The organism is Lacipirellula parvula, from assembly GCF_009177095.1.
Lineage (GTDB): Bacteria > Planctomycetota > Planctomycetia > Pirellulales > Lacipirellulaceae > Lacipirellula > Lacipirellula parvula.
The window spans coordinates 3153251-3177988 of record NZ_AP021861.1 but is presented as its reverse complement, the minus strand read 5'-3'; the positions used below and the strand labels follow the sequence as shown (position 1 = coordinate 3177988).

Below are 24738 nucleotides of genomic sequence, written 5' to 3'. Positions count from 1 at the left end.
AAATTGCGACGGCCGTTTACTCGCGACCAAATTTGAACAAGATGCCCATCAAGCCGCCGCCGCTCGCCTTTCGCTCAGATTCAACCTCGGCAAGCGAGGGAGGTTCCGGCGGTCGGTGCTGATCGGTGTACTGCAACAAAAACGTCCGCCCCGCTGTTTCGACGACGGCCTGATGTTGCGCCGCATCAGAAATCCGCGCGACAATCGTGCCGCCGTTGTTCATCGGCAAATCGTCGCGCCGCATGATCGCCCGCCCCGTCGCCTTATCGAGCGCCAAGAGCGCCGTGCGCGGCCCGGCGTTCCCTTCACGCTGCAGGTGGCCGGCGAACAGGATGAACGGCAAGTCGACCGGCTGATTCAGCGGGTAAGCCTGTTGCTCGATCTCCGCAGGCCGATTCCACCGCATCTCGCCGCTGCGGCGGTCAAACAACAGCGCGTTGCCGTTGATCACCGGGGATTCCATCATCGTGAACCCTTGCATCTCGGGCCCGCGATTCATGGAGGAAGGCCCCCGCACCAGCAGCAGAAAATCGTCTTGCCCCACGCGCAGGTGGAGCTCATCCGCCCGCAGCGACTCCGGCGCCTGATAGTCGACGAGCGTTTCGCCGTTGGTTCCATCGACGATCACCACGCGTCCCTTGCCGTCGGCGACGGCGACGTAGCGTCCCATGTCGACGTCGATCGCCGCGCCGGAAGCAAATTCCTGCGACCACTCGACCTCGCCCGTCCAAATGTCGAGCGAGGTAAGCGTCGCCTTACTGCCTGAGGTCTTCCAACAAAGCAGATTCCGGCCGATCGAGACAACTTGCTCCCGGAACGGCTTCGTCACGCGCTTGCCAAGGAAGCGGCCGTCGACCGTACTGTAGACGCGCGCTTCGATCTTGTCGGGCGGAATGGCGAATAGATAGTCGTCGTCGCCGAACAGTTCGCAGCCGCGCGGCACGTCGGTTCGCGACCAACGAACTTCGCCGGTGGTCGGGTCCAAGCAGACGAGCCGTCGCTGGTCTTGAAAAATCACCCCGCGGCTGGTGACAGGGCCGATCACGCCCACTGGCTTGCCTTCCGCATCCGCCGCACGCGCGGCTCGATACGAACCCGGCCGCGCCGCATTGCCGCCGGCGTTGCCCTGCGCGATCGGCTGGTCGTAGTTCAGGTTCGTCACGATGTTCGCGCGCCACATCAAACTCGGCGCCAACGCATCCGTCGCCGACAGCGTGTTGAACGCCGCCAATTGCGTCCCCAGCGAGACGACCAACAAATTGCCGCGCGAGACGCTGTAGAAGTTGCCGGGGAAACTCCGGTAGATGCTTTGGTTCTCGCCTTCGAGATTGCTGCGAAAGAACTCCTGGCCGTAGTTGTCGGTCACCAGCACTTCGCTGCCGCGTTGCGCGAACTGCGGCGACGAATAGCCGAGGATTGAATCCGTCCGCTCCATCCGAATCCCAAACGTCGGCGAGCGCATCCGCGCGCCCATCGACGGCGCGGTTTGCGCCTCCGCCACGATCACGCGACCCTGCGGCCAGTCGTTCGGATCGGTCGGCGTTGCTTCTTTCCACCGCGCGACGAGCGCCCGGCCGGTAAACTCATCGAAGCACACCTCGTCGGCAAGCGGTCCCGCCAACTCCGCGTCGTACGCCGTCGCCAGCGTGTGCAGCCCTGCTTCATGCAGTTGCCAGGCGATTCTGCCTACCGCTTCGCGATGGACGCGCGGCTCGGCAGAATCGGCGAGATCGAGAAAAATCTGCTGAGCGCTGAGCGATTGGCCCGCCAGCGCCAGCTCGCGTGCTTTCAGCAGCCGTAGCGATTCCGTCATCGGCAGGTTGCCGAAGAACGCCAGCGATCGGTCCAAGGCCTCGCCGCGCGGCTCGGCGCCGAGCCCAGCGAGTTCGTTATCGATGCGACTTTTAAGTTCGCCCCGCTGCTCGTCGTTCGCCGCCTCCCAAATCGCGGCCAATTGCGCCTGCACCCAACGTGCGGCCGTCGTCTGGTGGCCGCGGCTGATGGGCATCAACTCGTCCGCCGGTTCCGGCAGTTTGTATAGCTTCAAGCAGGCGTCCGCCGAGGCGAGCAACTCGCCAACCTCGAACAGGCCTTTCGCTTCGATGCGCAACGTCGCCACCCGCCGAGCGACGCCGCCGTCGGTCAATTCCTGCAGGAGCGTTAGCCTGTCGCGATTGCCGGCGAAGTCGACGTCGAGCGCTTCCGACAAACTCTCCGCCAACACCTCGCGTGTTTCCAACTCATCCGGCGCTGCACGATAAGCGTGCTCAAGCAGCGTGATCGCATCGCTGAGCCGTCCTTCGTTGAACGCGACCTCGCCCAACGTCCGCAGCGCGGCGACGTCGTCGGGATTCTCCTTGAGCGTTCGCTCCGAGCGTTTGCGCAGTACGTCGATCTGGTCGTAGCAGTCGAGGTACTCGCCATTTTGCGAGATCACCGAACCGCGGTGGCAAATGAGATTCCCCAGCGGAGCCCCGTCCGCAGGCGCCGTTCGCGCCGCCACGCGACCATCGGCCAGATCAATCGCGATCACCTCGGCCGAAGTCAGCGGCAGGAAATACTTGCCGTTGCTCACGAAGCCGGTGCCCGCCGGAAACGCCCCGTTGGCGAACCCGAGCGTCTCCTTCTTCCAAGCCGGCTTGCCGTTCTCGAGCAGCAGCGCCTTGGCCTTTCGATTGCCGACGAGCAATACGCGGCCCCCTTCGACGCAGGCAAGCCGCTTCATCTCGTCCCGCTTGGTCTTCCACAGGAGCTTGCCGCTGTCCAGTTCCAGGCAGTGGAGCGACGTCGATTCAGGCGGCGTCAGCAACACTTTGCCGTCAGCGATCGCCACGGCATTGTCGGTCCAGTTGTTCGCGGGGTTGAAGGGATTCCCGGCGTCGCGACCGGGATAAAAGTTCGGTAGTGACGACTGCGAATCGAAGCGGTACGCCCAAGCAAACGAGCGTTTCGCCAGATCGACGCCCATCACCACGCCGGCGCCCGTCGGACAAACGAGAATCCCGCCCTCATACGAGGGTGACAGCGATTGCAGCCGCCGCCGTAGATCGAGTTGGACGCTCGCTTCCAGGCTTGCCAACTGCTGCTGCCATTCGACAACGCCCGTTTCGCGATCGAGCGCGATCAGATACACCGCGCTCCTCGCTTCTCCCAGCACGTACAGCGATTGCCCAACCGCCAACGGCGCCCCCAGGAAGAACGTCCCTGGCAGTTCCCCGTCCGTGCGCTGCCCGTCGATCTCCCACAACAATTTGCCCTGCGTCGCAAGATCGTACGCTGTGAGGCGGTTCGTCGCCGTGCGATCGGCCGACGCATCGCCTCCCAACATCGGCGAAACCTCATATTGCTGATTCGCCGGCATGTTGAGGTTGTTGACGACGTAGATGCGCTCGCCATCGCTGCTCACAACGCCGTACAGGTAGTCTTCCCAAACGCGACGCGCGAACGCGCGTAATGGTTCCGGATTGCCCGCTTGCTCGTCGCCGCTCAGCGACGATTGCATCAGGTTGTCGAGCGTCTGCTCGCGCTGTGGCTGGCTGCGCCAGACGAGCTTTCCCGTCCGGAAATCAACCGCCAGCACCCCCTGCGGCGTGCGGGTGACGATGTAGTCGCCCGCGGCGACGACGTTGCTCGCGACGGGCGCAGGCTGCTCTGAGCGGATGAATTCAGCGACGAGGTTCTCGAAGATCGTCTCCAACCGCGGCGGCCCCAGCAGCCGCACTTCCCACCGCACGCGCAAATGAGGAAGCCCGCCGTTTACTGAGCCATTGCGAGCCGCGTTGCCGCGGTACGTGAGCCATTGGCGTTCTTGCTGCGCGATCGCTCCGGTCGGCTCGCCCACGACGCTCCGCAACCACTCGATCGCGGCCGCCTGAGAATCGAGCTTCCGCGTCCGCCCGGCAATCTCAATCGACTGCTCGCCGCGGGCGATCAGCTGATCGAGAATCTCCCGCGCCTTTTCTTCTTCCCCCGCCGCCAACCAACTGGAAGCGGCGCGAATCGAGAGCGATGGCTCGAAGCGACGCGCCGCTTCCGGCGCATCGAGCAGTTGCTCATAGGCGAGAGCCGCCGAGAAATGCCGGCCAGCGTCGGCCTCGTCCATCGCCAGCAGCAGCGCGGCCTCGTAGCCGGCGGGCGTGAACAGGTACCGCTGCGAAACTTTGGCGAGCGCCGTCGCATCGCCGCTCGCGATGGCCCCCTCGAGCTGCCGCTGCGCCTCCGCTCCGTACGACTCCTCGTACGATTGCCGCCCTTCGGGCGGGAGATCTCGCAAGAGCCGCCGTGCGGCCTGCTTCATTCCGGAATATTCGCCAGCGTCGCCTGTTTCGACGAAAAAGTCTTCGTCGCGTCCCAAAATCTCGTCGAGAAAGCGAATCGCTTGCGAGTATTCGCCGCCGGCAATGCTTTCCTCGGCGCGCTGCATGCCACGGCTGAGCGTCCGATCGGTCGGCGGCTGCACGCCCGCCATCGGCTCCTCAGACGGCCGTTGAATCACGGCGGTCCGGCGAACTCGCGGGACGGGCGCTTGAGCGAAGGCCGAGTCGCCAAATCCACTGAATAGCCCGCATGCCAGCTGGAGAGTGCATCCCGCCGCTAGAATGCGTCCAGCGGTCCGTCCGATCCTCCAGCTCGACATCGCCTTCTCCCTATTCCCTCAGTGGCAGGCTCGGGCGAGCCCTCTGGGCCGAGTGACCTCAGCCGGGCGGCATTCCTCGCCGCGTGGCGCCGGCGTCACCCGTAACGTCTTGCCCAATCTAAGTTTACACCGGGTAACGATTATGGCAATTGAGCGATCCGTACCGCCGCCGGCCCGTTAGCCCCGCCCTGGGGGGCCCGCGCCTGTCCGCACCGCCAAATCCCCTATTTTCCGGCCCAAAACGGGGGCACCCATAACTTTAGCCCCAGTTTTCTAGGGCCTTTTGGGAGGAAAGTTGGGGAAACCACGGCTTTTCTAGGGTTTTTGCCGACTTTCGGCTTGTAATTTAGCCGCTATCGCCCTTAAATCAGCACGTTGCGTGCTAGATTGCTAGTACGTCGAGGCCCGGGGCCCCGGGCCACACCCGAAACAAGTGTCATCCCCACCCAATTTTCAAACTGACTAAGGAAGGTTCCGATCATGGCGAAAGCCCCTGCCAAGAAGCCGCCCACCAAGACTGAAATCTTCGCGAGCATCTCGGAAGCCACCGGCGTGGCCAAGAAGGACGTCTCGGCTGTGTTCGACACCCTGTCGGACGAAATCGCGAAGGCCCTCAGCAAGAAGGGCGCGCAAGCCTTCACGATCCCCGGTCTGTGCAAGATCGTGGTCCAGCACAAGCCGGCCCAACCGGCCAAGAAGAACGTCCCGAACCCCTTCAAGCCAGGCGAGATGATGGACGTGGCTGCCAAGCCCGCCAAGAACATCGTCAAGGTTCGCGCCTTGAAGAAGCTGAAGGACATGGCCTAATCGCACCCGCGATGCTGGCCCAGGCCTGAGCAAAAATTAACCGCCGAGCGCGCCCCAGGCCCGCTCGGCGGTTTTTTTATGCGCGTATATCACACTCCAAAGTAGCCGCGGGTCAACGACCCGCCGGAGCGACCCAAAAACAACGTCGCCCCAACCGCTCCCCTACTCTCTCTCCCGCGCGTCCGCTTCATGCCGCGCCCCGCCATGGCGATGCCCCTGCCCGTTCGGATGCAACCCGCCGCACCACCGCTGCATGACCGCCAGAATCACCAGCGCGAAGAATGTGCTCAGAATCGCCGTTGAGGCGTGTCCCAACCCGGCCGTCATGCCGATCGCAGCCGTCGTCCAGATGCTCGCGGCCGTCGTCAGGCCGTGAATTTCTTCGTTCGTCTTGCCTTTGACGATCGCCCCGGCGCCCAGAAATCCGATGCCGGCGACGAGCCCTTGGATAATCCGCGAGTTCTCCGGCCCGCCCCCGCCGGCAAGCGTGTTCGCCATCAGAAACATCGCCGCACCGATTGCGACCAACATGTGCGTCCTCACGCCCGCCGCTTTCCCGGCGCTCTCGCGCTCGTAGCCGAGCGCCCCGCCCAGCATGGCGGCGAGAAACAGCCGAAAGACCACCACCGCCGCCTGCCCGGCATCGGCTAGGTCGTCGAACTCCCCCGCAATTGCATCGATGATTTCTTGCACCATCAGCCCGTTAATCTCCTTAAGCGCCGGCGAATGCCCCGCCGCAATTAAACACCTGTCGTATCCGCGTTCAGCTTACGGGAAAAGCGAATCGCGTGCCGGGAGATCTCGCCGATGAACATGCTTGAGCCGAACCAGCCGTCCCCCGTATACTCCTGATCTGTTGGAGTGAGACATTTAGCCATGCCAGGCAGCTTGGGGTGGGTTTGCCGGCGCATTGAGGGGAGAAACTGCCGTGGCCAAGAAACAAGCATCGAACGAGAAGAAAGAAAAGCCCGCCGCCGCGAAGCCCGCGAAGAGCGCTGCCAAGCCGGCTGCCGCTCCGAAGACATTGTTCAACGAACCGGCCGAAGCGAAGCCCGCCAAAGCCGCCAAGCCTGCTGCTCCGAAGAAGAAGGCCCCTACTTCCGCGGCGCCAGCCGCGTCGGCCCGCCCGTTGACCGTTGAAGAGATTGGCCACGTCGCCGGCGAAGTCTGGGGCGCCCTCTCGGCGAACGAAAACGGCGGCGTCACCCTCGCCGCCCTCAAAAAGGCGGTCGCTGCTCCCGCCGATCATGTGCTGCTCGCCCTCGGCTGGCTCGCCCGCGAGGACAAAGTCGAACTCGACGCGAGCAAGAAGACCCCCACGGTCACCCTCAAGTAGCCGCGGGTTAACGACCCGCCGGAGCGACTCAAAAACAACCGTCGCCCCGCGCTACTTCCCGCCGCGTGTGATCCGCGCCATCATCGCGCTGCAAAAGACCCGCGGCCAACGGCCGCGGCTTTATGGTCCTACGGCCTGCAACACGCCGTCCCACAACTTCACCCGTGCTCGCAGCGCGGCCAGCGCCCCCGCCTCCGCCTGCCGCCAATGCTCCGCGTCGCTTCCGCACAGCGATCGCACCAACCGCGCCGCCATCGGTCCATGCTCGTCGCCGTCGAGTTCGATGTGGCGCTTGAGGTAAAACTCGAACCGCCCAAATCCGCCCGCCGTCGAATTGGCTTCCGCCACGATCTTCTGAAACACGCTTGGCAATAAATCCTCGCGCCCGAACGTGAACGCCGCCGCCAGTCCGCTTAAGCTCCCCTGCTCGATCGTGTGGAACGTCGCCTCGACGAACTCCGCGGCCGCCGCCGGAACCTTCGCGACTTGCAGAGCCGTCTCCAGCCCCGCCCCCTCGTCGATGTGCTTCACAAACTTCTCGATCGACGCAGTGTTCGCTCCTGCATCGCGCATTGCCCGCAAGTACAGTTCGAAGTGGCTGGCATAGCCCCCTTCGCCATCCGCGTCGGTCTCTTCGCCGAGCACGATCTCGTTCACCAATCGCGCCGCCGCCGGATCGGCCGTCGGCCGCCACGGAATCTCGACGCAAGTGAGTTGCCGCTGCAGCGCCTTGAGCAGCGACATGAAATCCCACACCGCGTACACATGGTGCTCCATAAACGTCCGCAGCGCCGCGGCGCCGTTGATCCGGCGGTAGAGGGGATGTTCGAGCAGCGTGGTGCGCAGCGGCAGCAGCCGCAACTGAAGTTCTTGCAGCGAATCAACGGCAGGCATGGAACGGCCAAGGGTTCAGCGGATGTACAAACGGAAAACGGCCCAGTGCGCGGCCAAGCCGCCGCACCGAACCGCTAAAGATACCACGCCACCCCACGCTGTTTAGCCCCCGGTTCTTCAAACCGGGGGCAACCCGCTCAGCCACTAACCGCGCTCCTCGCCCAAACGCCCGCTCCCCCCGGACTCGTCCCCCAATTCACTTCTCGCCCGGCGCCCGCTGAAAGTGCGACCACGCAATATGCGTCTCCCGCTCCTCGGCCGCCCGACTGATCACCAGCGTCGTCGACGACTCAGGCTTGTTCACCGTGATAACCTGCAACTTCACCGGCCGCTCATCACCCTCATCAAAAACGCTGTCGTTAACGACCGTCACCGACCGGCCGCCATCGCCACCCAACTGAGGCTTCTTCACGGCGTCGTTCCCCTTCTCATCAATGTTCAGCTTCTCGCCGTAGTACTTCGTGACGTCCTCGAACGAGTCAGGCGTCACGAGCACGGTCTTGCAGTTCACCGACGGCAGTTTCGGATTGCCTCCGTCCGACATCGAGGCTCCCTCGATCCACGTCGCGTCGGGATAGGCCCACGGGCTGAGCATCCCCATCAAGCTTGTCCCATCCCCCGCTGGCGCACTCGTTAAATCAACCGGCTTGCTCTCTTCGGCAACTCCAAGCATTCCGCCCGCCAGGAAACCAATCGCCATGACGCCCGCCGCAATCAAAATTCTTCGCATGACTGAACCCTTGGTTAGAAAATCACACCCAAACACACGAGCGCTTCAGCCCCCAGTGCCGACGCTCGCCACCCTGAGGAACTATACTCCGCCGTCGGTTTTCGGCGAACCACGACGAACCGATCGATTTTCACGCAGGCAGCGATATGATGGAGCCGAGCGGCAAGGTGCGCTCGCCGCAACGCACGCGGCTCCGGCCTGCTTCTCGATCTCATCATACTCATGAACGCCGACCAGCCAGTCAGTCAACTACGAATCCTCCGCGGCGAGTTGCAGCCTACCCGCAATTGGTTGACGCCGGTGCTTAAGTTCCTTGCTCTGTTCGCCATCGTCGGCCTCGTCATCGCGATGTTGCTGCTTTCGATGGGAGACGCCCGCGAAGCCGCCCGTCGCAATAGTTGCCGCAACAACCTCAAGCAAATCGGTCTTGGTCTTCAGATGTACGCCAACGTCCACGGCCACTACCCGCCCGCTTACACAACCGACGCCGAAGGCAATCGTCTCCACAGTTGGCGGACGCTTATTGTGCCGTACATGGAAGACTGGGAAGGCTACCGATCGATTGATTTCACGAAACCTTGGAACGATCCTGCAAACGCGAAAGCTGCGAATGCCGTCATGGAATGCTACCAATGCCCGTCCGTTGCGTTCGACGACCCCAAGTCGCCGCTGACAACCTACCTCGCCGTCGTCACGCCGGAGAGCGCGATCCGCGCCGCCAATTCCCGGACGCCCGATGAGCTCGAAAAGGTCGCCGCCAACGCCCTACTCGTCATCGACGCCCCCAAAGAAAATGCGGTCCATTGGATGTCGCCGGAAGACGTCGACGAAACAGCGTTGTTTGGAATGTTCGCGGGTGATGAGCCTAAATCACAGCACCCGATCGATTCTTTTCTCGCCCTATTCGCTGATGGTCATACCCAACTGCTCTCAAAGCAGACCGATCCGAATTCGCTCCGGGCCATGACTACCATTTCCGCCGAAGACGACGGCGCGATTCCCGAGCGCTGATCACCTGCGGAACGGCATTGCGACGAGCCGGCTGGCCGCACGCGCTAATACTCGTTGCATCTCCGCAAATAAATTGTATTATAATTCCGATTCGCAGCAGCCGATCCAAGCCGGAGTCCAAGCGATGCGGCCCTCTTCTCTCGTTCTCTTCATTCTCTTCGCGCTCCTCTACCTGCCGACGGCGTCAGCGCAGGCGCCCGCCTACGCAGAATATAATCCCGCGACGGGCGATCTGCGCGTCAAAGGAATGAGCGAACCTCGCCTGACTAGTTTCCACATCTTCTCAGCTTCTAGCCTCTTTGACGTCAACTACTCAATTGCTTCGATCGACTTATTCCCATCGCAGCCGCTGATTCCACAGTACCTCCGCATGTCCCCCCGCGAAACCTTCGTTCTCTGGCCGCGAGAGTTAAACTTGGACTCGGTGTTGCTTCGCAAACTCGTTCCTCCAGGAACGCCGATCGAAGAGTTGAGCTACTACGATCCGTACAACGCGGCGGCATTGCGCAAGGGGACGATCATTCAAGTCCCCGAACCCGCGACGCTTGGTCTCTTGCTCTGCGGGTTGACCGCGCTCGCTTCGCTCCGGCATCGCCCTCGACAAGTTGCCTAAGACGCACGATACTCACTCCGGCAATAGCGGAGCGCGGAATGGAACCTCGAGGTTCGGATGGGCGTTAGCATCGTCTCGCAGTTGAGCAGTCGCTTTCGATTCAAACTGCGAAACGCACTCTTCGCCATGTTCTGGGTCGCCGCAGGCCTCGCTCAGTTCGTCGTGGGAGATGTTCGAGACTCCCATTGGGCTCCGAATTTGTTCGACGGAGTCCTTTTATTGCACTGCCTCCAGGTGCTTTCCGTTACCTGCTGGCCCATTCTCGCTTTAGGCGCATTGTTCGGTCGCACTGGCGCCGCGTTACTCATCTCCGCCGGTGTGCTGCTCGTTCTCAGCATTGCGAAAGCGATGCTCTAAACGCGCATCAGCAAGGGCTCGAAGCAAACAACCTAGCCCCGGGCTCCGCCCGGGGGTCGCTAACCATTCCGTGACGCATCGCCCCACATAGCGCAACCCCCGGGCGAAGCCCGGGGCTAGGAGCGCCGCCGTAAATCTCCCTACAGCGCCACTACCGCTCCCAGCAGTCCCGCTCCCAGCGTCGCAATGATCGCGGAGCGAATCGGCGCCAATCCCCAACGACGGTTCGCCGTCCGCTGACGCCGCTGCTTCGCAACTGCGGCAAAGTACCCAACCGCCGAATACCCCCAAAAGATCGCGGCCAAGAAAATAAATCCGTCGAGCTCCGCGTGGTGGTCGGAAATCAGCCGGGCAAGCAGCCGGCATACTACCGCGATCAGGCAGGCGATCGCCGTCGCGATGGCGAGGCTACGTTCGGGCGATTGTTGGACGGGCGACGAAATTTGCTGGGGCGACGTGTGACGCATGGCTGGCTCCTTAGACTCACAGAGAGTTGCCAATCAACTCTGCATGAATCATCGCCCAGCCGGCTGAGACCCCGGTGAGGTGAAGATAAGATCCGCTTCAGGTTCAGAAATTCACGCCTCTTCGCGGCGTCGCGTAAGCCTCGCGGGGCGAGACGTAGGAGCCTCGCTTCACCCCTTCGAAAGGGTTCGCAGCGAAGACGTGCTGTCGATATTTGCGACCGCGTCCCCGGTGTTTGGAAACTGTGTTCAGCGTTGTCGGGTTCTTTTCTGCGAAGACAAAATTGCCAGCGATTGCATGTTTGATAGTGACTGCATAGATTCATGTCGCCGCATATAAGATCCAGGAGAAAAGAAGTGTTTAAAACCTTCCAGATTTGTCTTGGCCAAGACCCTCACCCCCAAAACGGCGACGCTAAACCGTCATCTCATGGTCCTAATTTTTTTGGACTGCGAATTCTCCTGCTGTGGATGTCGGGTTTCCTAGCGGTTGCTCTGTTCGCGCTTTGCGTACTCTATTCATCCGATTGGCCACAGTCGGCGACGATGCTCATTTGGTCGTTCGGTATTTGCGCGGTCGGCGCTATCATCGGTTTTCTTTTTGCGATTCCGCGCGTCGTGTCAGATTCAATTCCACCGCCGGCGCGGACGACGCAGCCCGAGGTTAACTCGCCGCTTGAGCTGACGTTAATTGATGAAGTGAAAAGACATCGACTCGCAGCGAATACCAATTTAGAGCAAGTGTCCGACTGGCTAACTAAGATCATTGTTGGCGTCGGATTGATTGAACTGAACGAGATCCCGACTTTGGTCAATCGACTTGCGGCTCTGATGTCTATTGGTTTTGGCGATGCGCCCGCATCGCTAAGCGTCGCGACAGCAGTTATCGTTCTTTTTAGCGCAGGCGGTTTTCTAATCGGATATGTGACTACTCGCGCTTTCCTTCCACACATTCTGCAGGCGGCGGAAGAGAACGCCGTCGCCGCTCTGCTAAGTCGTCTACGCCATGCCAAACCGAAAGCTGAGGCCGCGAATACTCAATGTGCGCCCGCCCCGCAGCCGGAGGCGGGGGGGCACAGTTCCTCACGAACAAGCGGCTGAGTAACCCCGCCGCCTGTCAGCGACGGGTCGATCGGCAACTAAGCGGCCTCGTCGCTAACGTGAATCTCGGACGGTCCGCTCGTGCCGCCCGCAACCTCGGCGACTCTCAGCGATGGGCTCCGAGACAACCGCTTCGACTTGCTCCAGCGCGACGCCAACGGCCTCGCTGATTTGCGCCGGGCTCATCCAATGCAGTTCCAAACTGCGACTGCGAACGTCGAGGGGTAGCGAAATGCTCATGCTGCCTCCTTCTACCAATGTCCGACCATGAGATTTGCCGGCTGGTTGACGAAAACCTCAGCGTGCGCCTGCCATTGCAGGCGCACGGCCGGCCAGCTAATCACGCTCTAGCGCCGCGGCAGCTGGGCGAAGCAATAAAAAGCGAGAAAAGAATCGATAAGACCATCGATTTTTCCACATCTATTGCAAAATCCATGTCGAGACGGCAGATTATGTGCTCTGGTAGCCGCGTCGACTTGAGTCGCTAATCTCCTCATCGTGTGCCGGGGTAAACTAATGTCGTCGAGTGATCCGTCGCCTCAGCTAGATCCCCCTCCAGCAGCTGTTTCCACCCAGTCAAGCGGTTCACTGCCCCAGCGAGGAGAGGCAGGCTGGGATGAGTTCCATGACATTGCGATTGTCAACTGGAAGAGAATTCGGACGTCTATCGAACATGAAAACTTACTCGTAAATCACCGAATAACTTGGCTGATTGCCTCCCAAGCTTTTCTGTTCGCCGCATTCGCATTGATTTTTCAAGCGGCAGTCGTCAATGACTTTCTCGATGGCGACGCGCCTTCGCCTGAGCAAGACATTCTTGTCGCTGCTCCCTCGATGGGTAGCAAACCGCCATGCCGCCGCACTACGACTACATCTGAATCGGTGCAGGCTGAAGCCGACGATATCGTGATTGCGAAGACCAAAGCCACTGCTGAGGCCGAGGCAAAGGCGAGAGTTGAGGCCGAAGTCGAGCAGCGCAAGCTCAAAAGACTCAGAAGGCACAGCTTTAAAGTTAAGTGTATTTTGGCTGGGATATCTATTGTGGGGCTTGCGATGTGCATATTCATTAGCGTCTCAGTGAACGCAGCACATCGCCAGATAAAGGTCCTCGAAGATTGGTGGGATGACCACCACTCAGAGAATGACGCAGACGATCCAGCCACGCGATTCAGGCGTGAGCCTTCAATTAACGACGAGCCGCCTATTAATGGAAGATTTCAGACTCGCATCTTCTCTGTACTTAGTACAAAACTTCTAGCTGCCCCGATCGCATTCTGCTGGTTGATCATCTTCGTTGTGGTGTTCTATCAGTTGCTGGCTCACGTTCAAGATTTTTGGAAGGCAATATTTGGAACGCTTATATTCATCCTTGGCAGTGTTGCTATCTTCAAGTTTCTGAACAGCGAACCGCCGAAGCCTGCTGGTCGGGAACAGCGGAAGTAGGCGAAGGCGGCTCGAATTCGCTTGAAAACCCGAAAGCGACGCCAAGATCTGTCGACTAGCGGCGAAAACCAATCAAACTGAATTTGACTCCCGACCTAATTCGCCCTTCGGAGTTTTCGGCATGCATGAGAGTCGATTGCGGCCTCCCAGCCATTCCAGTTTTCGACTTGCAATGCAGGTAGACGGGCCGGTGCTGCTGGCTTCCGGACTTCTTTTTACGGGCATCGCGATCGGGATCTTCTTTTTTGCAATGAGCGGAGGCGGCGCACCCCGATTATTTTGGTGTGCCTTTCTGGGAATGCCAATGATGTTCGTCGGAGGCGTCATGTCCATGCTTGGGTACGTTGGCGTCGTCCAGCGCTATTTGGCTGGCGAAACGGCGCCGGTGGCAAAGGACGTGGTGAACTACATAGGTGAAAATACCCAACGCGGCATGAAGGCGATGGCGAAGGCTGTAACGGAAGGCTTCATGGAAGCCCGCGACGAACCTCAGCGACCATAGCTCTCACCGACGCCAATGCCGAGACGCGGCGCGAGCAAAGTGGTTGTAGGACCGGCAGCCGGCGGCAGGTTAGCTATCCGCATCCGCCGGCGGTTAGAATGCGGGGCATGCCAGACTTTGACCCTTTTCTGAAGAGGACGTTCCAAGCGATTTGCGGAGCCGCCGTCTTAGCTGCGGCGATCGGGGCATGTCTCGCGGCGGCGGGGCAGGCTCCTGCAACCGCGATTCTCGTCTTGGCTGCGCTGGCAGCACTCTTCGTTTTTGCTTGGCGATTCGGCTGCTGACCTCGGCCGGTAGGCTGGGGGTGAGTCGAATTCCATTGGCTATCGCTTTCATGCTCGCCCCCGACTTCGAAACTGGAACGCGGTTGACGGTAATCCACCGCCGCAACTCTGACGGCTCAGAGAGAATTCGCGAGCCGATGCGAACGAAACCGAGTTTGCCTCGGCGCCGCTCGTTGCAAAGGTCATTCGGACGAGCCCCGCGGGCCTCGTCTACGCACTCCCGCCTTGGAGTGGTTCCAGAGGGGCTTGTGCGCTGGAATATGCACTGGGTAATTCGCGATTCGCTGACGTGGAGCTCGCCCGAGACGTCAGCCAGCCACATCGTCGTCGAGGCGTGGGGAACGTTCGCATCAACGCGGCAACGTTCCAGATCGGAAACGGCGCGCTCGATCGCCTCCGCCTTCTTCTTCGTCGTGCGGCCTATAGGTAGAGGCACTGGCGTTTGCCGCCGGCGCCCTTGAAATAGATTTTGCTGAGCCCATCGGCTCCGGTACTTAAACTTGCCATTGGCGGGTCTCCAAAGGGTTAGGGGGAAACAAAATTGACAAACAGACTCGGCCGTCATAAACTCGCTCCCGCGAGCCGTGGGGCAAACACGGACATCAGTCGATGCACTTATCGAAAGCCTTTGCAGCAGTTGCTCTCTGCCTGTGCTGCACATTGCGGCCGAACTACACATTGGCCGCGATCCTTCTTCAGAATGAGCCGGCGGCGTTAACGCTAGGCGAACGTTCTAATCGCGGAACTCCGGATTGGCCGGATCGACGAGAAAGCGGCCAAATTATCAATTTCGGAACCCGCGACGTTCGGGTGACGCGCATCACCTGGATCGGCCATTACCTAGACAATCGCGGGCCGGATTGGCAGCCGATCGACAAAGCCGCGCCGAATAACGGGGGTACAATTGATTTCGAAATTAGCATTCGGCACCACACGACCGATCCACGGATTCCAATCGAGCAAACCCCGCTGGACCTCTTGAACGTCGAAGCCACTTACGAATTGCTGCCCGAATACAGTTTGACCAGCTATCGCTTTGAATCCATTTTTAAAACGCCTCTTCTAATCCGTTATGACCCTACCGCAGTCCACGTTATTTCGGTTGTCGAGAATGACCCGGAAACTGATTACGGATTCTCGTGGAATTACAGCGCGCTGACGGAACCGTGGAGGCGACTTGCTGCGAAAACGAATCTTTACGGAACTTGGTTCGCATACGGAAGGAATCAAGCGGGGCTTGCGATGACCATCTATGGAGATGTGATTCCTGAGCCTTCAGCCATCGCACTCGCCGGAGTTGGTGCAATCGCCCTCGCCGCCCTCCGTCGTCGCAAATAACCCCGCCGCCTGCCCGACAACAATCTCGCATTCCCGCGAGGGAATCTCAAAACTACTATTTATCAGATGCATTTGTCGTCCGATTGGCGGTATAAATGTCGCTGTCGCCGCGTATCACGCTCCCGCGGCGAATGGACGTTGTGAAGCTGACGACCGTACCGACCTGCCCCTCGGTACGGCGTCACTTCGCAAGCCAGCTAGCGTCGCTTCGACCGGAATGGAATCGCTTCACGCGAACGCGGCGAGCATCGGCAGCCACACGCTACACCGCCGCCGGGCAACAGTCGTCGAGGTCGATCGGCTCGCCCTCTTCGATCTCTTGCATCAGCTGGTTGGCCAACTTAAAGCCCCAGTTGGTCGGGCGGTTGCGTGCGGTGCGATCGCCGAACGATTCCTCAACCGTCCACGTCGACGGCGGTTCAGTCTTGCGACCGACTTCGCTCCGCAAAGTGCGTCACGATGGGGCCTATTGCGGGAAGTCCGCCGCAAAAGTCAACCAGAAGCTTTGCTATCATCCATGCCGCGTATTAGCATATGAGTCGGTGCGATTTCTCTTCTCCACAGGTGCTCTATGTACGAAGACGACCGTCACGTCGACCACCAGGGGTACATGCAATACACCGGCAAGCAGCGGCTTGAGACCGCGACCAATAGCCTCTACGGAATCATTGGAGGTTTAGTTGCTGACCGCCGCGTCAACACCACAGAGCTTGCTGCGCTGACAAAATGGTTAGGCAACTATCATGAGTTCCTAGACCGGCATCCGTTCAACGAGCTCATTCCTCACATTCACGCCGTCGTCGCCGATGGCGTCATCGATGAGGAAGAGCGATCCGACTTACTCTGGCTCTGCGAGCGATTCAGCGGCGCCGGTAACTATTACGATGACGTGACTGCCGACATACAACAGCTCCACGGGTTCCTCGGAGGCATCGTCGCCGACGGTCGAATCAACAAGCAGGAACTAGACGAGCTTTCCGCTTGGGTGGACGACCACGCGCATCTGCGAGCTTGCTGGCCATACGATGAGCTTGAGACCGTGATTGCGCATGTACTGAAAGACGGGAAGATCGACGACCAGGAGCACGAAGCGCTTCTGCAGTTCTTCGGCGAGTTCACCATTACGCCCGGAAGGAAGGCAGTCGGAGCCCTTGATCGGTCCTCTACCGTGAGTGGAGTTTGCGCGTTTGCGCCAGAAATCGCTTTCGAGAATCGATTCTTTTGCTTTACCGGCGCGTCAAAGCGATCTACACGGTCGGGACTGGTCGAAGTGATCCAGAAACTCGGCGGCGAATTTCATAAAAGCCTTCGCAACGATACGCATTTCCTGATCGTCGGCGCTAACGGCAACCCTTGCTGGGCGTACTCATGCTACGGGCGCAAAGTCGAGGATGCGGTTCATCGTAGGCGGAATGGACAGCGGGTGCTGATCGTTCACGAGCTCGATTTCTGGGATGCAGTTGCCGACCACGGTGGCGATACGCTGGAATCTGTGAATTGGGCCACAGCCGCTAGCAGCCCGCCTCTTACGCTCCCGCGTTGCGCGGCTCGATGGTCGGGCGGACCGCCGCAGACGCACCACCGCTCAATCTGTGCGACCGATTTCCGCCAACGCTTGCAAAACAAACGTTGCGGAGAGAGATTGGCGTCGTCGGCAATGTGACCGACGCCACCATCATGCAGCAGTGTCGCCGATGGATAACAACCTCCTTGGTCTCGCAGCGGTCGCAGCGGTCAGCCTGCTCGCACTGATCTCGTTCGCCTGGTTCCGTTACAGGGAACGGTGCGAGCGTCGAGCAGCTCCAGGTCAGGGCTGCCCAGATTGTGGGTCGCTGCGATTCAGAATCGCGACTGGGCAAGAGAATGAAATCGTCGTGTCACCCCGCCGTCAGTGCCTGGAGTGCTTGCGGCTGTACAGCGTTCCGCCGCCGCGGTGGGAGGGGCTAGTGGCTTACACAATTGCCGCCATTCTTCTCGCGGCAATGCTGCTCGACTGGTTCGCTCATCCAAAAGACATGCCAATCACCTTCAGTTGGTATGGACGACTAGCAATCCTTTCTCTCGCGGGAGCATTGATCTACGGAGGAAACCGCGTCATACGAGGTAAGTCGTAATACGCCCCCAATGCCCCGCCCCAGCTTCACCCTCCGAATAGCTCACGGCGATAGTTATGGAAAGAAGTGCCGCTGATGTCGCCAAGTTCATTGAAGAAATTCTTGAACTAGCTGAGAGTGCGCCGCACCTATTCTCAGGGACAGCGGAGGGGCTCGTTGGGTTACTTATGGGAATGGACACGGTGCTACGTTTTTGCCAAGCCAATAGCGCCACTAACAGTTTGCACGGCTTCAATAGAGCCTGGGAGACTAAGGGATTCGGTGAAGCCACATTCCTGTCAGTCGTGAACGATCGCCTCGACCAACGAGGGATTGAGGCCCCGACGGAGAAAGCAAGGATGCGAGAGATAATCAAACTGTGGCAGGAAGTGCGAGCATAGCGACTTACTTCATCCCTCATCTTTGCGGGCGGATAAGGCGGTGTGATGTTGCGGTAAGCTAATCTCTCCGCATATGCTTTTTCCCAACACGCCGTTTCTTAGGAGTCGCAAATGAACGCCCGCATATGCATTTTTCTCAGTTTGATAAGTCTCGCCATTGCCTCAACCGTAGCTTCAGCTTACCCGATTCGCCTTGAACATTTCGGGGAGGGTTCTGGACAGATCGGAGACACGATCTTCAACAACAAGGCGTTCAAGGTCACAGGGATTGCCGACACACAGAACGTCACATTCACCGGAATGTCCGACCCTGCGCAACCTCCTGGGATAGGACTTTTCTCCCTCAATCACTTAGTTACTACTATAGATATTCAGGACGTGGGACAATTTCGAATAACGTCAGGAACTCGGACCTTCTGTAATAACGAACTTAGCGTGATTGGATGGAGTCGTTCAGCCTCTCTTGCTGACATATTCAATGGCCCACACGATCCTGTTTTTAGTGGCTGGAGAATAGGGTCCGAGCTTGAGGAAACAGTCGGGATTGGTGTTTTGTACAACTACCCCGAAGATCAACCAGTGACGACTACGGGCGGTGACTTGAAGTTCGTCGGCCAAAGTGACGTGACAGCGCGCTTTCGAGCAGTTTATATTCCCGAGCCGTCAACGCCCCACCTGCTAGCTTTGAGTGCCGTGGCGTTGATTCGGCGAAGAAGACCGCAGCCCCCCGCCACTTCCCAGCGAAAGCAGACCTAGCCGCCGGCTTCCGGGGCGGGGTTAGGCGAACGGAGAAGGCGGACACCAGCCCACGCCATTCCGCTCGCGATGAGCAGGACTATCGCGATAAATCCTCCAAGAGTCCAGACGATCGAAGCATCCTTAAACTTGGACGCCTGAATCAGCACGATGGCAAGTCCCGTGGCGTACAGAAACGCCAGGGCGGCGAAGAGCACAAGTAGAGCACCTAAAACGTTCTTCCATTTCATGCTTAGCATTCCACCCGTGTCGGGACGCCAGTTTTTCGGGACGTTCGGAGCGCAGACCATAATTTCATTCTGGCGTGACGGGCGGAGCAGAAAGTTCCAGGAAAAACACAGCGGCTCGTCTGTCACCGCGTATCCTAAAGCCCATGCGCCTTCTTCAATCGCGGCCTGACTCCAGAGCAACTCGCCCAAGACAACGCCTTTCTCGCCAGCCATGATCTTTGCAGCGTGTTTAGCCTCATCGAGCGTCATGCCGCCCATTCTAACCGCCGCCGAAGCGGGTGGGAGAGGAAGGGCCTCTCGTCAAAGCATTAAGATGAACGCAAACAGAAGCACCGCACACGTCAAGCCGAACTTTATCCCGGTCACGACGTTCCCAAAAGCAGCCCCGGCGACAACGAACGGTCCGGCAACCAAATACACCCACAGCGGCAGGCAAATCGCTAAAGCCCATCCGCTCGGATGATCGATCAAACGACGATAGTTAACGAGCGTCGCTCCCCAGATCGCGGCCAGCGTCATGGCGATCATTAGATTGCGAAGATTGAATCGAGGCATATACATCTCGACGAGCGATTAAAGGGCCACCACCATCCCCAACAGCCCCGCCACAACCGTCGTGGCGATGATCGCCGAGCGAAGCGTGAAGCGGCGGCCGAGGCGGAGGGCGCCGACGCCGGCTAGGGCGAAGACGAGGGCGGGATACCAGGTCGGGAAACGGATTTGGTCGACGTCGCCTCCGATGCTGCTCAGATCTCCATTTCGAACGAAGGCGTCAACAAACCCAAGACGCTCTCTTGAGATGCTCAAGTTGAGATCGGCTGCTATAGCGCTCTTACCCCCGATTCGGACTCTCTCTAGGTAGCACATGCCCTTGATCGCAGTGAGACTTAGAGAGCGATCCCACGATGGCATCACTACATCCAACGCTGGTTTCGTCGCGTAGCTTGCTCCCCACAGCCCCAAGCACGCCATGCTCAGCATGAAGCAAATCGTCGCCAGGGCGTAGCGGAAGTAGGTGAGCATTCGGGGCAGTATAGCGGACTGATATTCTTCGGGCCGCTTAACTAACGCAGAATAATTGCCAACCCTGTCCACATCAATTACAGTTGCAAGCGGCCAGTCAGGGGAAGAGCAGAGACACACTGATGAAATCCACTCTAGTGGAAGCACTACTCGTATTGCTAATTTCAGCATGCGGCCGACTCAATGCGGCAACGTATCAAGTATCGCTCCTAAACCAATCTCCCCAACAAGCGGCAGCCGGTGGATTGTATGGCGATGCAACTGTCGGAGGGCTCGGCAATCCAGGCAATGCAGCTGCATTGTGGCCAACCCCGTCCTCACCGCCTGTAAGCCTCCATCCAGCTGGGTTTGCTGCGTCGTCAGCTAGCAAAATTCACGGCAATTCACAAGTTGGCCAGGGAACGATCGCCGGAGGAGAGACCCACGCTCTACTTTGGCATAGCACGCCTGAGAGCGTCATTGACCTTCATCCTGAAGGTTATAGGCAATCTACTGCCACCGACGTGAGCGAATCTACTCAAGTCGGTGCGGGTATCGCGACAGGTGGCAGTGCGTATCACGCCCTGCTGTGGAGTGGGACTTCGGCGAGTGTTGTCGACTTACATGCCCCGTCTTACTCCCAAACGTATGCATGGGCCGCTGACGAAACTGGCCAAACAGGTTGGGGATTAGTCGGTTCGCCCTCGACCTACCATGCGTTAGTGTGGCATGGGACTGCCGAAAGCGTCGTCGACTTGCATCCAGATAGTTATCGACTGACGACTGCGTACGGAGGCGGAGGGACGTCACAGGTCGGCTACGGAATGACCAAAAGCGAACCGGTTCAGGCCCACGCACTGCTGTGGCATGGTAGCGCGAGCAGCGTTGTAAACCTCCACCCGCCTGGATTCACTTACACAAGTGCCCAGGCCGCAGCTGGCGAGTGGCAAGTTGGCAACGGCGCACTCGCTAACAGCAACGTCACACGGGCTCTCGCCTGGAAAGGGAGTGCAGACAGCGTCATTGACTTACACAGCATCCTCGAGCAGCAAACGGGGCTAACGTTCTATTCGTCTGTATCGACTGATGTCGATGAGTGTGGGAACGTTGTCGGTATAGGAGAAGTTAGAGGGCAAGGCCGCTTCGCGATTCGTTGGTCGCTCGTGCCGGAACCCACCAGCTTCGTAATAGCCACGCTCGGCTTGTTAATCGCTTATGCACTAACGCAACGCCGAGCGAGTGGATACGTACTCCTTGAGCAAAAAGAGCGCCCCGCCAGATTCGCTAGGTTCGCGGGGCGAGTGAATTGTTGAGGAACAACTCGGCTACTCGTCGAGTTCAACTTCGAGCGCCACCCATAGCACGGACGTCCCCAAGTCAGGTCGCGTGCGGCACGAGCCTCAACCAGGCTGAGGGCGCAAGTTAGCCAGCGCCGAGAATCGCAGCGGGTTCGCAGGCCACAGCCCCGTAATCGCTCTCATCTGCTCCTCGGCCAAGGCAGTATTTACAGGTTTGAGTCGTGCGCAAGTGATGCGCGCACGAAAAGGCCCCCCGCTTTCACGATGCGAGGGGCCTTTTCCAGAGTTGGCGGCAATCAGCGCGATTCAGGTACGCTTGCGAGCGATCCGGCGTGCCCCGAGCGCTACGCCGCACATTAGCAGCATCGCCGCTGAAGCCGGTTCCGGAACTGAGACTAGTGACGGCCAAGAATCTCCAATGTGCGATTGCAATGGAATCCAATCATAGCCGTCGACTGCGCCATCGCCGTTGATGTCGCCATCCTTCCATGTCGCGCCGGTCAGACCAAAATTGTCTAACCAGACCCCAACATCTTCGGAGTCCACTTCGTCATCGAGATTAAAATCGCCAGGGAGCGTAGCGCGCACAGCAACTCCTCCTCCAAACACCCCGGGCCAGTCGTACAAAACCGCCATGGCGATATCCAAACTGTCTATAATCACGTCGCCACCGTCTACACTCACTGTCGCAAAGTTTCCACTAATCGTGCACGCATCCGAGACGCTTATGATTTTCATTACATCGCGCGGACTTGGCGAGTAGCTGGCAAGTTCCAGGGACAACTCACCATCTAGACTAGCCGTAAGTTCGATGGCGTTACTGCTCTCAATTAGTATCCTGTCATACTGAGAGCTTGAGGCAGCGCCTTTGGCCACAATCTGCAGCTGAGCGCCGGAATCGAATTCAATCGCTACGTGCGGTGAAGTAGAGTTGCTGTCGATGGATAGCAATCCTTGGCTAGTCGCCGATCTAGGGGGTAACGCTAGAGCGCCTTCTACGGAGATTGACGCCGCGCTTGACTCTAGTGTCGCACCTCCACCCAGTGCGAGGACCGCGCCAGAGTCGATTTGTAGGCCGCTGTTTCCGAATAGAAATCCATCTGAGCCGTCCGTGTCCAACGTGCTGCTGCCAGAGACAGCCGTGAAGCCGCCTTCAAAACTCAAGAATTTCTCGCCGCTGTCAGAAGCGATCGCGTAGGCCCCGTCGTAAAACTCGACCGGGTCCGATATTGCTCCGATGCCACGAAATCCGCCGTCACTGACTTCAAGCGTGCTCCCAACAATGTGCGGCGCCAAATCGCCGAGTGGTGTAACGGCGCCGAACTGTCCTGCGCTACCTAAGAGGACAAGAGATTCCTCCCCAATCAGAAGCTCAGTGTTAAGGGCGTTGGTGAAGTTGGCTGCAGAATAGTCCGCGAGGCCGTTCGCTTTGACTAAGCTGCTGCCATTGACGAAGTCGATCTCGCCGACAATTTTTCGCGTCTCAAGTGTTCCGCCCATGTGGGCGAACTCGCCCGTGACCTCCACAATTTCAGCTTGAGTTGTGCCTAGCGTCTTCAGATAGTGACCGTTAGCGCCAATCTTCAGTTCCTCAGTTGTAAGTTTCCCGCCTGAGTGGAAGAAAGCTCCTATCCCATTCTCGCTGACCACAGTGCGCTTCGATGTAAGAATCCCTGGTGAAGACAGTTCGTATAGTCCGTCGCTACCGCTGTTTTTTCCGATAACCAGAGACCCTGAGACGGAGTGCTGGCCTTTCTGCTGAGTAAACACGCCCTCGCCGTTCTTTCCCGCGATGACGGTTTCGGAATTGACCGTTGCGAAGCTTCCTCCGGAGATAATGAATTCGCCCGAGCTTGAGTCTTCATCGCCAATTTCAATGGCGCCGACGTTGACAACTGGCGTGCTTCCTGCCGATGCGGCCCCAGTCAGTGTGTAAGTGCCTCCGAGGCCGTTATTGTCTTTGCCGATAATGATTTTGGCCGCCGTATTTGTTCCGCCCGTGTGGGCGACGCTGCCCTGACCGCGGAAACCTACATACTCTGTGTCGACGGCCACTGCCCCGCCCGTGATATCGACCTTGCCTATATCACTGGCACCCTCGCCCACAAAAATTTGGTCGGCCTTGATTTGCCCGCCCGTGGCGATTGTCATCTTAGCAGCATCGGCTGGATTCACTGTGGATCGGCCGACAAGCAGGCTTCGCGCTACAGCATTAACGCCTGAACCGATCTGAGGGCCGGAAATCGTCGTTATTTCAACGACATCCGTCGCAGTCGGTAGCTTGTTGTTCGAGCCTGGCGTGTCTAAGTCTTCCCAGTTCGCCAGCGTGATCCACGCACCATTCGCCGCCCCGATCCACGCAACGTTGCTGGACGGCTTGGATGCGTAGGTGAGCGACGGTAGGTCTCCGCCAAGCGCAGTGGCGATCCAACTGTAGTTTGGTGCGTACATTGCGGACGCTGCAAAATCAACGTCGCGAGTGATACCCGCTAACCTCCAATCCCACCCATCCTTAACGAAATAGCCGCCCCCAGAATCATTACCCAATCCGTGGCCTTCGAACTCAATCTCCTCAACAGACGAGAAATTGTAATTGATAGATGGTCCACCGAAGGCGTTGGTGACAACGTTCTTACCCCAACGCAAATGGCCTTGGGGGCCTTGCCCGCTAATTACAAAGCCTGTGCCTGGATCTCTGAGGAATGCGTCGCCAAATCCACCCTGTGTAATCGTTGAGCCAGCCGGCACTTCGAGATCGGGGTCAATGCCTGCATAATCTGTGAAGTTCGCAGGTAAATTATGCGTGGGCGAATTGTTCCAAGGGTCATCGTCGCCGTCAGGCAGGCCAATCCGCAGGAGTGCCATATCACCAGGAGCGTCTAGTATTTCGTCCACCACCGAGTACGGCACGCCGTTAACCGATATACCCACCGGCTTAAATGACTCACCATTAGTGATATGCCAGGCCGTTAGAATCCAATTGGGTGCAATCACTACCCCAGACGAGCTTTGCACTTTTGCCATGATGCTGTCAGATGGGCGAGGCAGCGTCGGCGGGATGTAAAGTGGGTTATACTGCATCGCAACTGGGTCCCAGTAGTGCGCCTTCTCAACGAACTCAACGGCCATTACGGAACTCATCAAGACAGCTGAAACTGAGAATATCGCTGCACAAACAACCGTCCTCCGTGCCGATGCAACCATTACAATCTCCGTCAAAAGCTAGCTAAAGTTTGATAACGACATACGAATTTGTGGGTATAACACATCAGGAGATTCAACGGAAATATCAGAATATGAACGCGAGCAGTTGCAATCGCAGCGATGAATGCAACGCAGCCCGGTGATTGATTACCTGCCACCCTCCGGCCAAGGTCACCAGTTAGCCCTCTCACCAATTCCGCCCGCGTTCTCAGCCACCGGCCGGGAATGCGGGCGTTTT

22 protein-coding genes are annotated in these 24738 nt (G+C 58.9%); 10 read left to right on the top strand and 12 right to left on the bottom strand.

Annotation, left to right across the window (positions count from 1 at the left end; genetic code table 11):
• Nucleotides 1-16: 16 nt before the first annotated feature.
• Complete coding sequence (locus PLANPX_RS12565; protein WP_152099070.1) at nucleotides 17-4495, bottom strand: PQQ-binding-like beta-propeller repeat protein; 4479 nt, start codon at nucleotides 4493-4495, stop codon at nucleotides 17-19.
• Nucleotides 4496-5116: 621 nt separating this feature from the next.
• Here PLANPX_RS12565 and PLANPX_RS12560 point away from each other — a divergent pair.
• The gene (locus PLANPX_RS12560; RefSeq protein WP_152099069.1) at nucleotides 5117-5443 is read left to right on the top strand and encodes an HU family DNA-binding protein; all 327 of its coding nucleotides are present in this window, start codon (nucleotides 5117-5119) and stop codon (nucleotides 5441-5443) included.
• Nucleotides 5444-5605: 162 nt separating this feature from the next.
• Here PLANPX_RS12560 and PLANPX_RS12555 read toward each other — a convergent pair whose 3' ends face one another.
• Entirely contained in the window at nucleotides 5606-6139 is a 534-nt protein-coding gene (locus PLANPX_RS12555) for an MgtC/SapB family protein (protein WP_152099068.1), read from the bottom strand.
• 232 nt (nucleotides 6140-6371) lie between these two features.
• Here PLANPX_RS12555 and PLANPX_RS27980 point away from each other — a divergent pair, with 232 nt between their 5' ends.
• Nucleotides 6372-6779 carry a winged helix-turn-helix domain-containing protein gene (locus PLANPX_RS27980; RefSeq protein WP_232536382.1) on the top strand — a complete coding sequence of 136 codons (408 nt, stop codon included), beginning with the start codon at nucleotides 6372-6374 and terminating at the stop codon, nucleotides 6777-6779.
• Nucleotides 6780-6899: 120 nt separating this feature from the next.
• Here the strand turns inward: PLANPX_RS27980 and PLANPX_RS12540 are convergent, their stop codons facing one another.
• Both PLANPX_RS12540 and PLANPX_RS27315 read right to left on the bottom strand, forming a co-directional pair.
• Complete coding sequence (locus tag PLANPX_RS12540; protein WP_152099067.1) at nucleotides 6900-7673, bottom strand: DUF3050 domain-containing protein; 774 nt, start codon at nucleotides 7671-7673, stop codon at nucleotides 6900-6902.
• A gap of 196 nt (nucleotides 7674-7869) precedes the next feature.
• Nucleotides 7870-8403, bottom strand: coding sequence for a hypothetical protein (locus tag PLANPX_RS27315; RefSeq protein WP_172992025.1), 534 nt, complete (start codon nucleotides 8401-8403; stop codon nucleotides 7870-7872).
• 222 nt (nucleotides 8404-8625) lie between these two features.
• Between PLANPX_RS27315 and PLANPX_RS12530 the strand changes: the two genes are divergently transcribed.
• Together PLANPX_RS12530 and PLANPX_RS12525 are read left to right on the top strand one after the other, a co-directional pair.
• A complete protein-coding gene (locus PLANPX_RS12530) occupies nucleotides 8626-9414 on the top strand; it encodes a DUF1559 domain-containing protein (protein WP_152099065.1) in 789 nt (262 codons plus the stop codon).
• Nucleotides 9415-9538: 124 nt separating this feature from the next.
• Nucleotides 9539-10027: a PEP-CTERM sorting domain-containing protein gene (locus PLANPX_RS12525; RefSeq protein ID WP_152099064.1), complete on the top strand. Its 489-nt coding sequence runs from the start codon at nucleotides 9539-9541 to the stop codon at nucleotides 10025-10027.
• 12 nt (nucleotides 10028-10039) lie between these two features.
• Here PLANPX_RS12525 and PLANPX_RS27310 read toward each other — a convergent pair whose 3' ends face one another.
• Both PLANPX_RS27310 and PLANPX_RS12520 read right to left on the bottom strand, forming a co-directional pair.
• On the bottom strand, nucleotides 10040-10213 hold the full coding sequence (locus tag PLANPX_RS27310; protein WP_172992024.1) for a hypothetical protein: 174 nt from the start codon (nucleotides 10211-10213) through the stop codon (nucleotides 10040-10042).
• 311 nt (nucleotides 10214-10524) lie between these two features.
• Nucleotides 10525-10851, bottom strand: a complete 327-nt coding sequence (locus PLANPX_RS12520) for a hypothetical protein (protein ID WP_152099063.1) — start codon at nucleotides 10849-10851, stop codon at nucleotides 10525-10527.
• A 354-nt stretch (nucleotides 10852-11205) separates the two neighbouring features.
• Between PLANPX_RS12520 and PLANPX_RS12515 the strand changes: the two genes are divergently transcribed.
• Nucleotides 11206-11949, top strand: a complete 744-nt coding sequence (locus PLANPX_RS12515; protein ID WP_152099062.1) for a hypothetical protein — start codon at nucleotides 11206-11208, stop codon at nucleotides 11947-11949.
• Between the two features lie 54 nt (nucleotides 11950-12003).
• Here PLANPX_RS12515 and PLANPX_RS12510 read toward each other — a convergent pair whose 3' ends face one another.
• On the bottom strand, nucleotides 12004-12189 hold the full coding sequence (locus PLANPX_RS12510) for a hypothetical protein (protein ID WP_152099061.1): 186 nt from the start codon (nucleotides 12187-12189) through the stop codon (nucleotides 12004-12006).
• A 276-nt stretch (nucleotides 12190-12465) separates the two neighbouring features.
• Here PLANPX_RS12510 and PLANPX_RS12505 point away from each other — a divergent pair, with 276 nt between their 5' ends.
• The 3 genes from PLANPX_RS12505 to PLANPX_RS12495 all read left to right on the top strand — a co-directional run bounded on the left by PLANPX_RS12505 (nucleotide 12466) and on the right by PLANPX_RS12495 (nucleotide 15516).
• On the top strand, nucleotides 12466-13392 hold the full coding sequence (locus PLANPX_RS12505; RefSeq protein WP_152099060.1) for a hypothetical protein: 927 nt from the start codon (nucleotides 12466-12468) through the stop codon (nucleotides 13390-13392).
• Between the two features lie 121 nt (nucleotides 13393-13513).
• Nucleotides 13514-13894, top strand: a complete 381-nt coding sequence (locus tag PLANPX_RS12500) for a hypothetical protein (RefSeq protein WP_152099059.1) — start codon at nucleotides 13514-13516, stop codon at nucleotides 13892-13894.
• Nucleotides 13895-14787: 893 nt separating this feature from the next.
• Nucleotides 14788-15516 (top strand): PEP-CTERM sorting domain-containing protein, encoded by a 729-nt coding sequence (locus PLANPX_RS12495; RefSeq protein ID WP_152099058.1) that lies wholly within the window; start codon nucleotides 14788-14790, stop codon nucleotides 15514-15516.
• 262 nt (nucleotides 15517-15778) lie between these two features.
• On the opposite strand, the gene PLANPX_RS12490 is transcribed toward PLANPX_RS12495, so the two are convergent.
• A complete protein-coding gene (locus PLANPX_RS12490) occupies nucleotides 15779-15964 on the bottom strand; it encodes a hypothetical protein (protein ID WP_152099057.1) in 186 nt (61 codons plus the stop codon).
• A gap of 123 nt (nucleotides 15965-16087) precedes the next feature.
• Here PLANPX_RS12490 and PLANPX_RS12485 point away from each other — a divergent pair, with 123 nt between their 5' ends.
• Both PLANPX_RS12485 and PLANPX_RS12480 read left to right on the top strand, forming a co-directional pair.
• Nucleotides 16088-17179 carry a BRCT domain-containing protein gene (locus tag PLANPX_RS12485; protein WP_152099056.1) on the top strand — a complete coding sequence of 364 codons (1092 nt, stop codon included), beginning with the start codon at nucleotides 16088-16090 and terminating at the stop codon, nucleotides 17177-17179.
• A gap of 942 nt (nucleotides 17180-18121) precedes the next feature.
• The gene (locus PLANPX_RS12480; RefSeq protein WP_152099055.1) at nucleotides 18122-18766 is read left to right on the top strand and encodes a PEP-CTERM sorting domain-containing protein; all 645 of its coding nucleotides are present in this window, start codon (nucleotides 18122-18124) and stop codon (nucleotides 18764-18766) included.
• Here PLANPX_RS12480 and PLANPX_RS12475 read toward each other — a convergent pair.
• The 4 genes from PLANPX_RS12475 to PLANPX_RS12460 form a co-directional block, all read right to left on the bottom strand.
• Complete coding sequence (locus PLANPX_RS12475; protein WP_152099054.1) at nucleotides 18763-19245, bottom strand: hypothetical protein; 483 nt, start codon at nucleotides 19243-19245, stop codon at nucleotides 18763-18765. The genes PLANPX_RS12480 and PLANPX_RS12475 overlap by 4 nt on opposite strands.
• A gap of 51 nt (nucleotides 19246-19296) precedes the next feature.
• Nucleotides 19297-19551 carry a hypothetical protein gene (locus PLANPX_RS12470; protein ID WP_152099053.1) on the bottom strand — a complete coding sequence of 85 codons (255 nt, stop codon included), beginning with the start codon at nucleotides 19549-19551 and terminating at the stop codon, nucleotides 19297-19299.
• 18 nt (nucleotides 19552-19569) lie between these two features.
• Nucleotides 19570-20019, bottom strand: coding sequence for a hypothetical protein (locus PLANPX_RS12465; protein ID WP_152099052.1), 450 nt, complete (start codon nucleotides 20017-20019; stop codon nucleotides 19570-19572).
• Nucleotides 20020-21602: 1583 nt separating this feature from the next.
• Complete coding sequence (locus tag PLANPX_RS12460) at nucleotides 21603-24425, bottom strand: hypothetical protein (protein WP_152099051.1); 2823 nt, start codon at nucleotides 24423-24425, stop codon at nucleotides 21603-21605.
• Between the last annotated feature and the right edge of the window lie 313 nt (nucleotides 24426-24738).

Bases quoted from the DNA above. Each gene is read 5' to 3' on its own strand.
- PLANPX_RS12560 (WP_152099069.1), top strand. From the start codon at position 5,117: ATGGCGAAAGCCCCTGCCAAGAAGCCGCCCACCAAGACTGAAATCTTC.
- PLANPX_RS12555 (WP_152099068.1), bottom strand. From the start codon at position 6,139: ATGGTGCAAGAAATCATCGATGCAATTGCGGGGGAGTTCGACGACCTA.
- PLANPX_RS12540 (WP_152099067.1), bottom strand. From the start codon at position 7,673: ATGCCTGCCGTTGATTCGCTGCAAGAACTTCAGTTGCGGCTGCTGCCG.
- PLANPX_RS27315 (WP_172992025.1), bottom strand. From the start codon at position 8,403: ATGCGAAGAATTTTGATTGCGGCGGGCGTCATGGCGATTGGTTTCCTG.
- PLANPX_RS12530 (WP_152099065.1), top strand. From the start codon at position 8,626: ATGAACGCCGACCAGCCAGTCAGTCAACTACGAATCCTCCGCGGCGAG.
- PLANPX_RS12525 (WP_152099064.1), top strand. From the start codon at position 9,539: ATGCGGCCCTCTTCTCTCGTTCTCTTCATTCTCTTCGCGCTCCTCTAC.
- PLANPX_RS27310 (WP_172992024.1), bottom strand. From the start codon at position 10,213: ATGGGAGTCTCGAACATCTCCCACGACGAACTGAGCGAGGCCTGCGGC.
- PLANPX_RS12520 (WP_152099063.1), bottom strand. From the start codon at position 10,851: ATGCGTCACACGTCGCCCCAGCAAATTTCGTCGCCCGTCCAACAATCG.
- PLANPX_RS12510 (WP_152099061.1), bottom strand. From the start codon at position 12,189: ATGAGCATTTCGCTACCCCTCGACGTTCGCAGTCGCAGTTTGGAACTG.
- PLANPX_RS12505 (WP_152099060.1), top strand. From the start codon at position 12,466: ATGTCGTCGAGTGATCCGTCGCCTCAGCTAGATCCCCCTCCAGCAGCT.
- PLANPX_RS12500 (WP_152099059.1), top strand. From the start codon at position 13,514: ATGCATGAGAGTCGATTGCGGCCTCCCAGCCATTCCAGTTTTCGACTT.
- PLANPX_RS12495 (WP_152099058.1), top strand. From the start codon at position 14,788: ATGCACTTATCGAAAGCCTTTGCAGCAGTTGCTCTCTGCCTGTGCTGC.
- PLANPX_RS12485 (WP_152099056.1), top strand. From the start codon at position 16,088: ATGTACGAAGACGACCGTCACGTCGACCACCAGGGGTACATGCAATAC.
- PLANPX_RS12480 (WP_152099055.1), top strand. From the start codon at position 18,122: ATGAACGCCCGCATATGCATTTTTCTCAGTTTGATAAGTCTCGCCATT.
- PLANPX_RS12475 (WP_152099054.1), bottom strand. From the start codon at position 19,245: ATGACGCTCGATGAGGCTAAACACGCTGCAAAGATCATGGCTGGCGAG.
- PLANPX_RS12470 (WP_152099053.1), bottom strand. From the start codon at position 19,551: ATGCCTCGATTCAATCTTCGCAATCTAATGATCGCCATGACGCTGGCC.
- PLANPX_RS12465 (WP_152099052.1), bottom strand. From the start codon at position 20,019: ATGCTCACCTACTTCCGCTACGCCCTGGCGACGATTTGCTTCATGCTG.
- PLANPX_RS12460 (WP_152099051.1), bottom strand. From the start codon at position 24,425: ATGGCCGTTGAGTTCGTTGAGAAGGCGCACTACTGGGACCCAGTTGCG.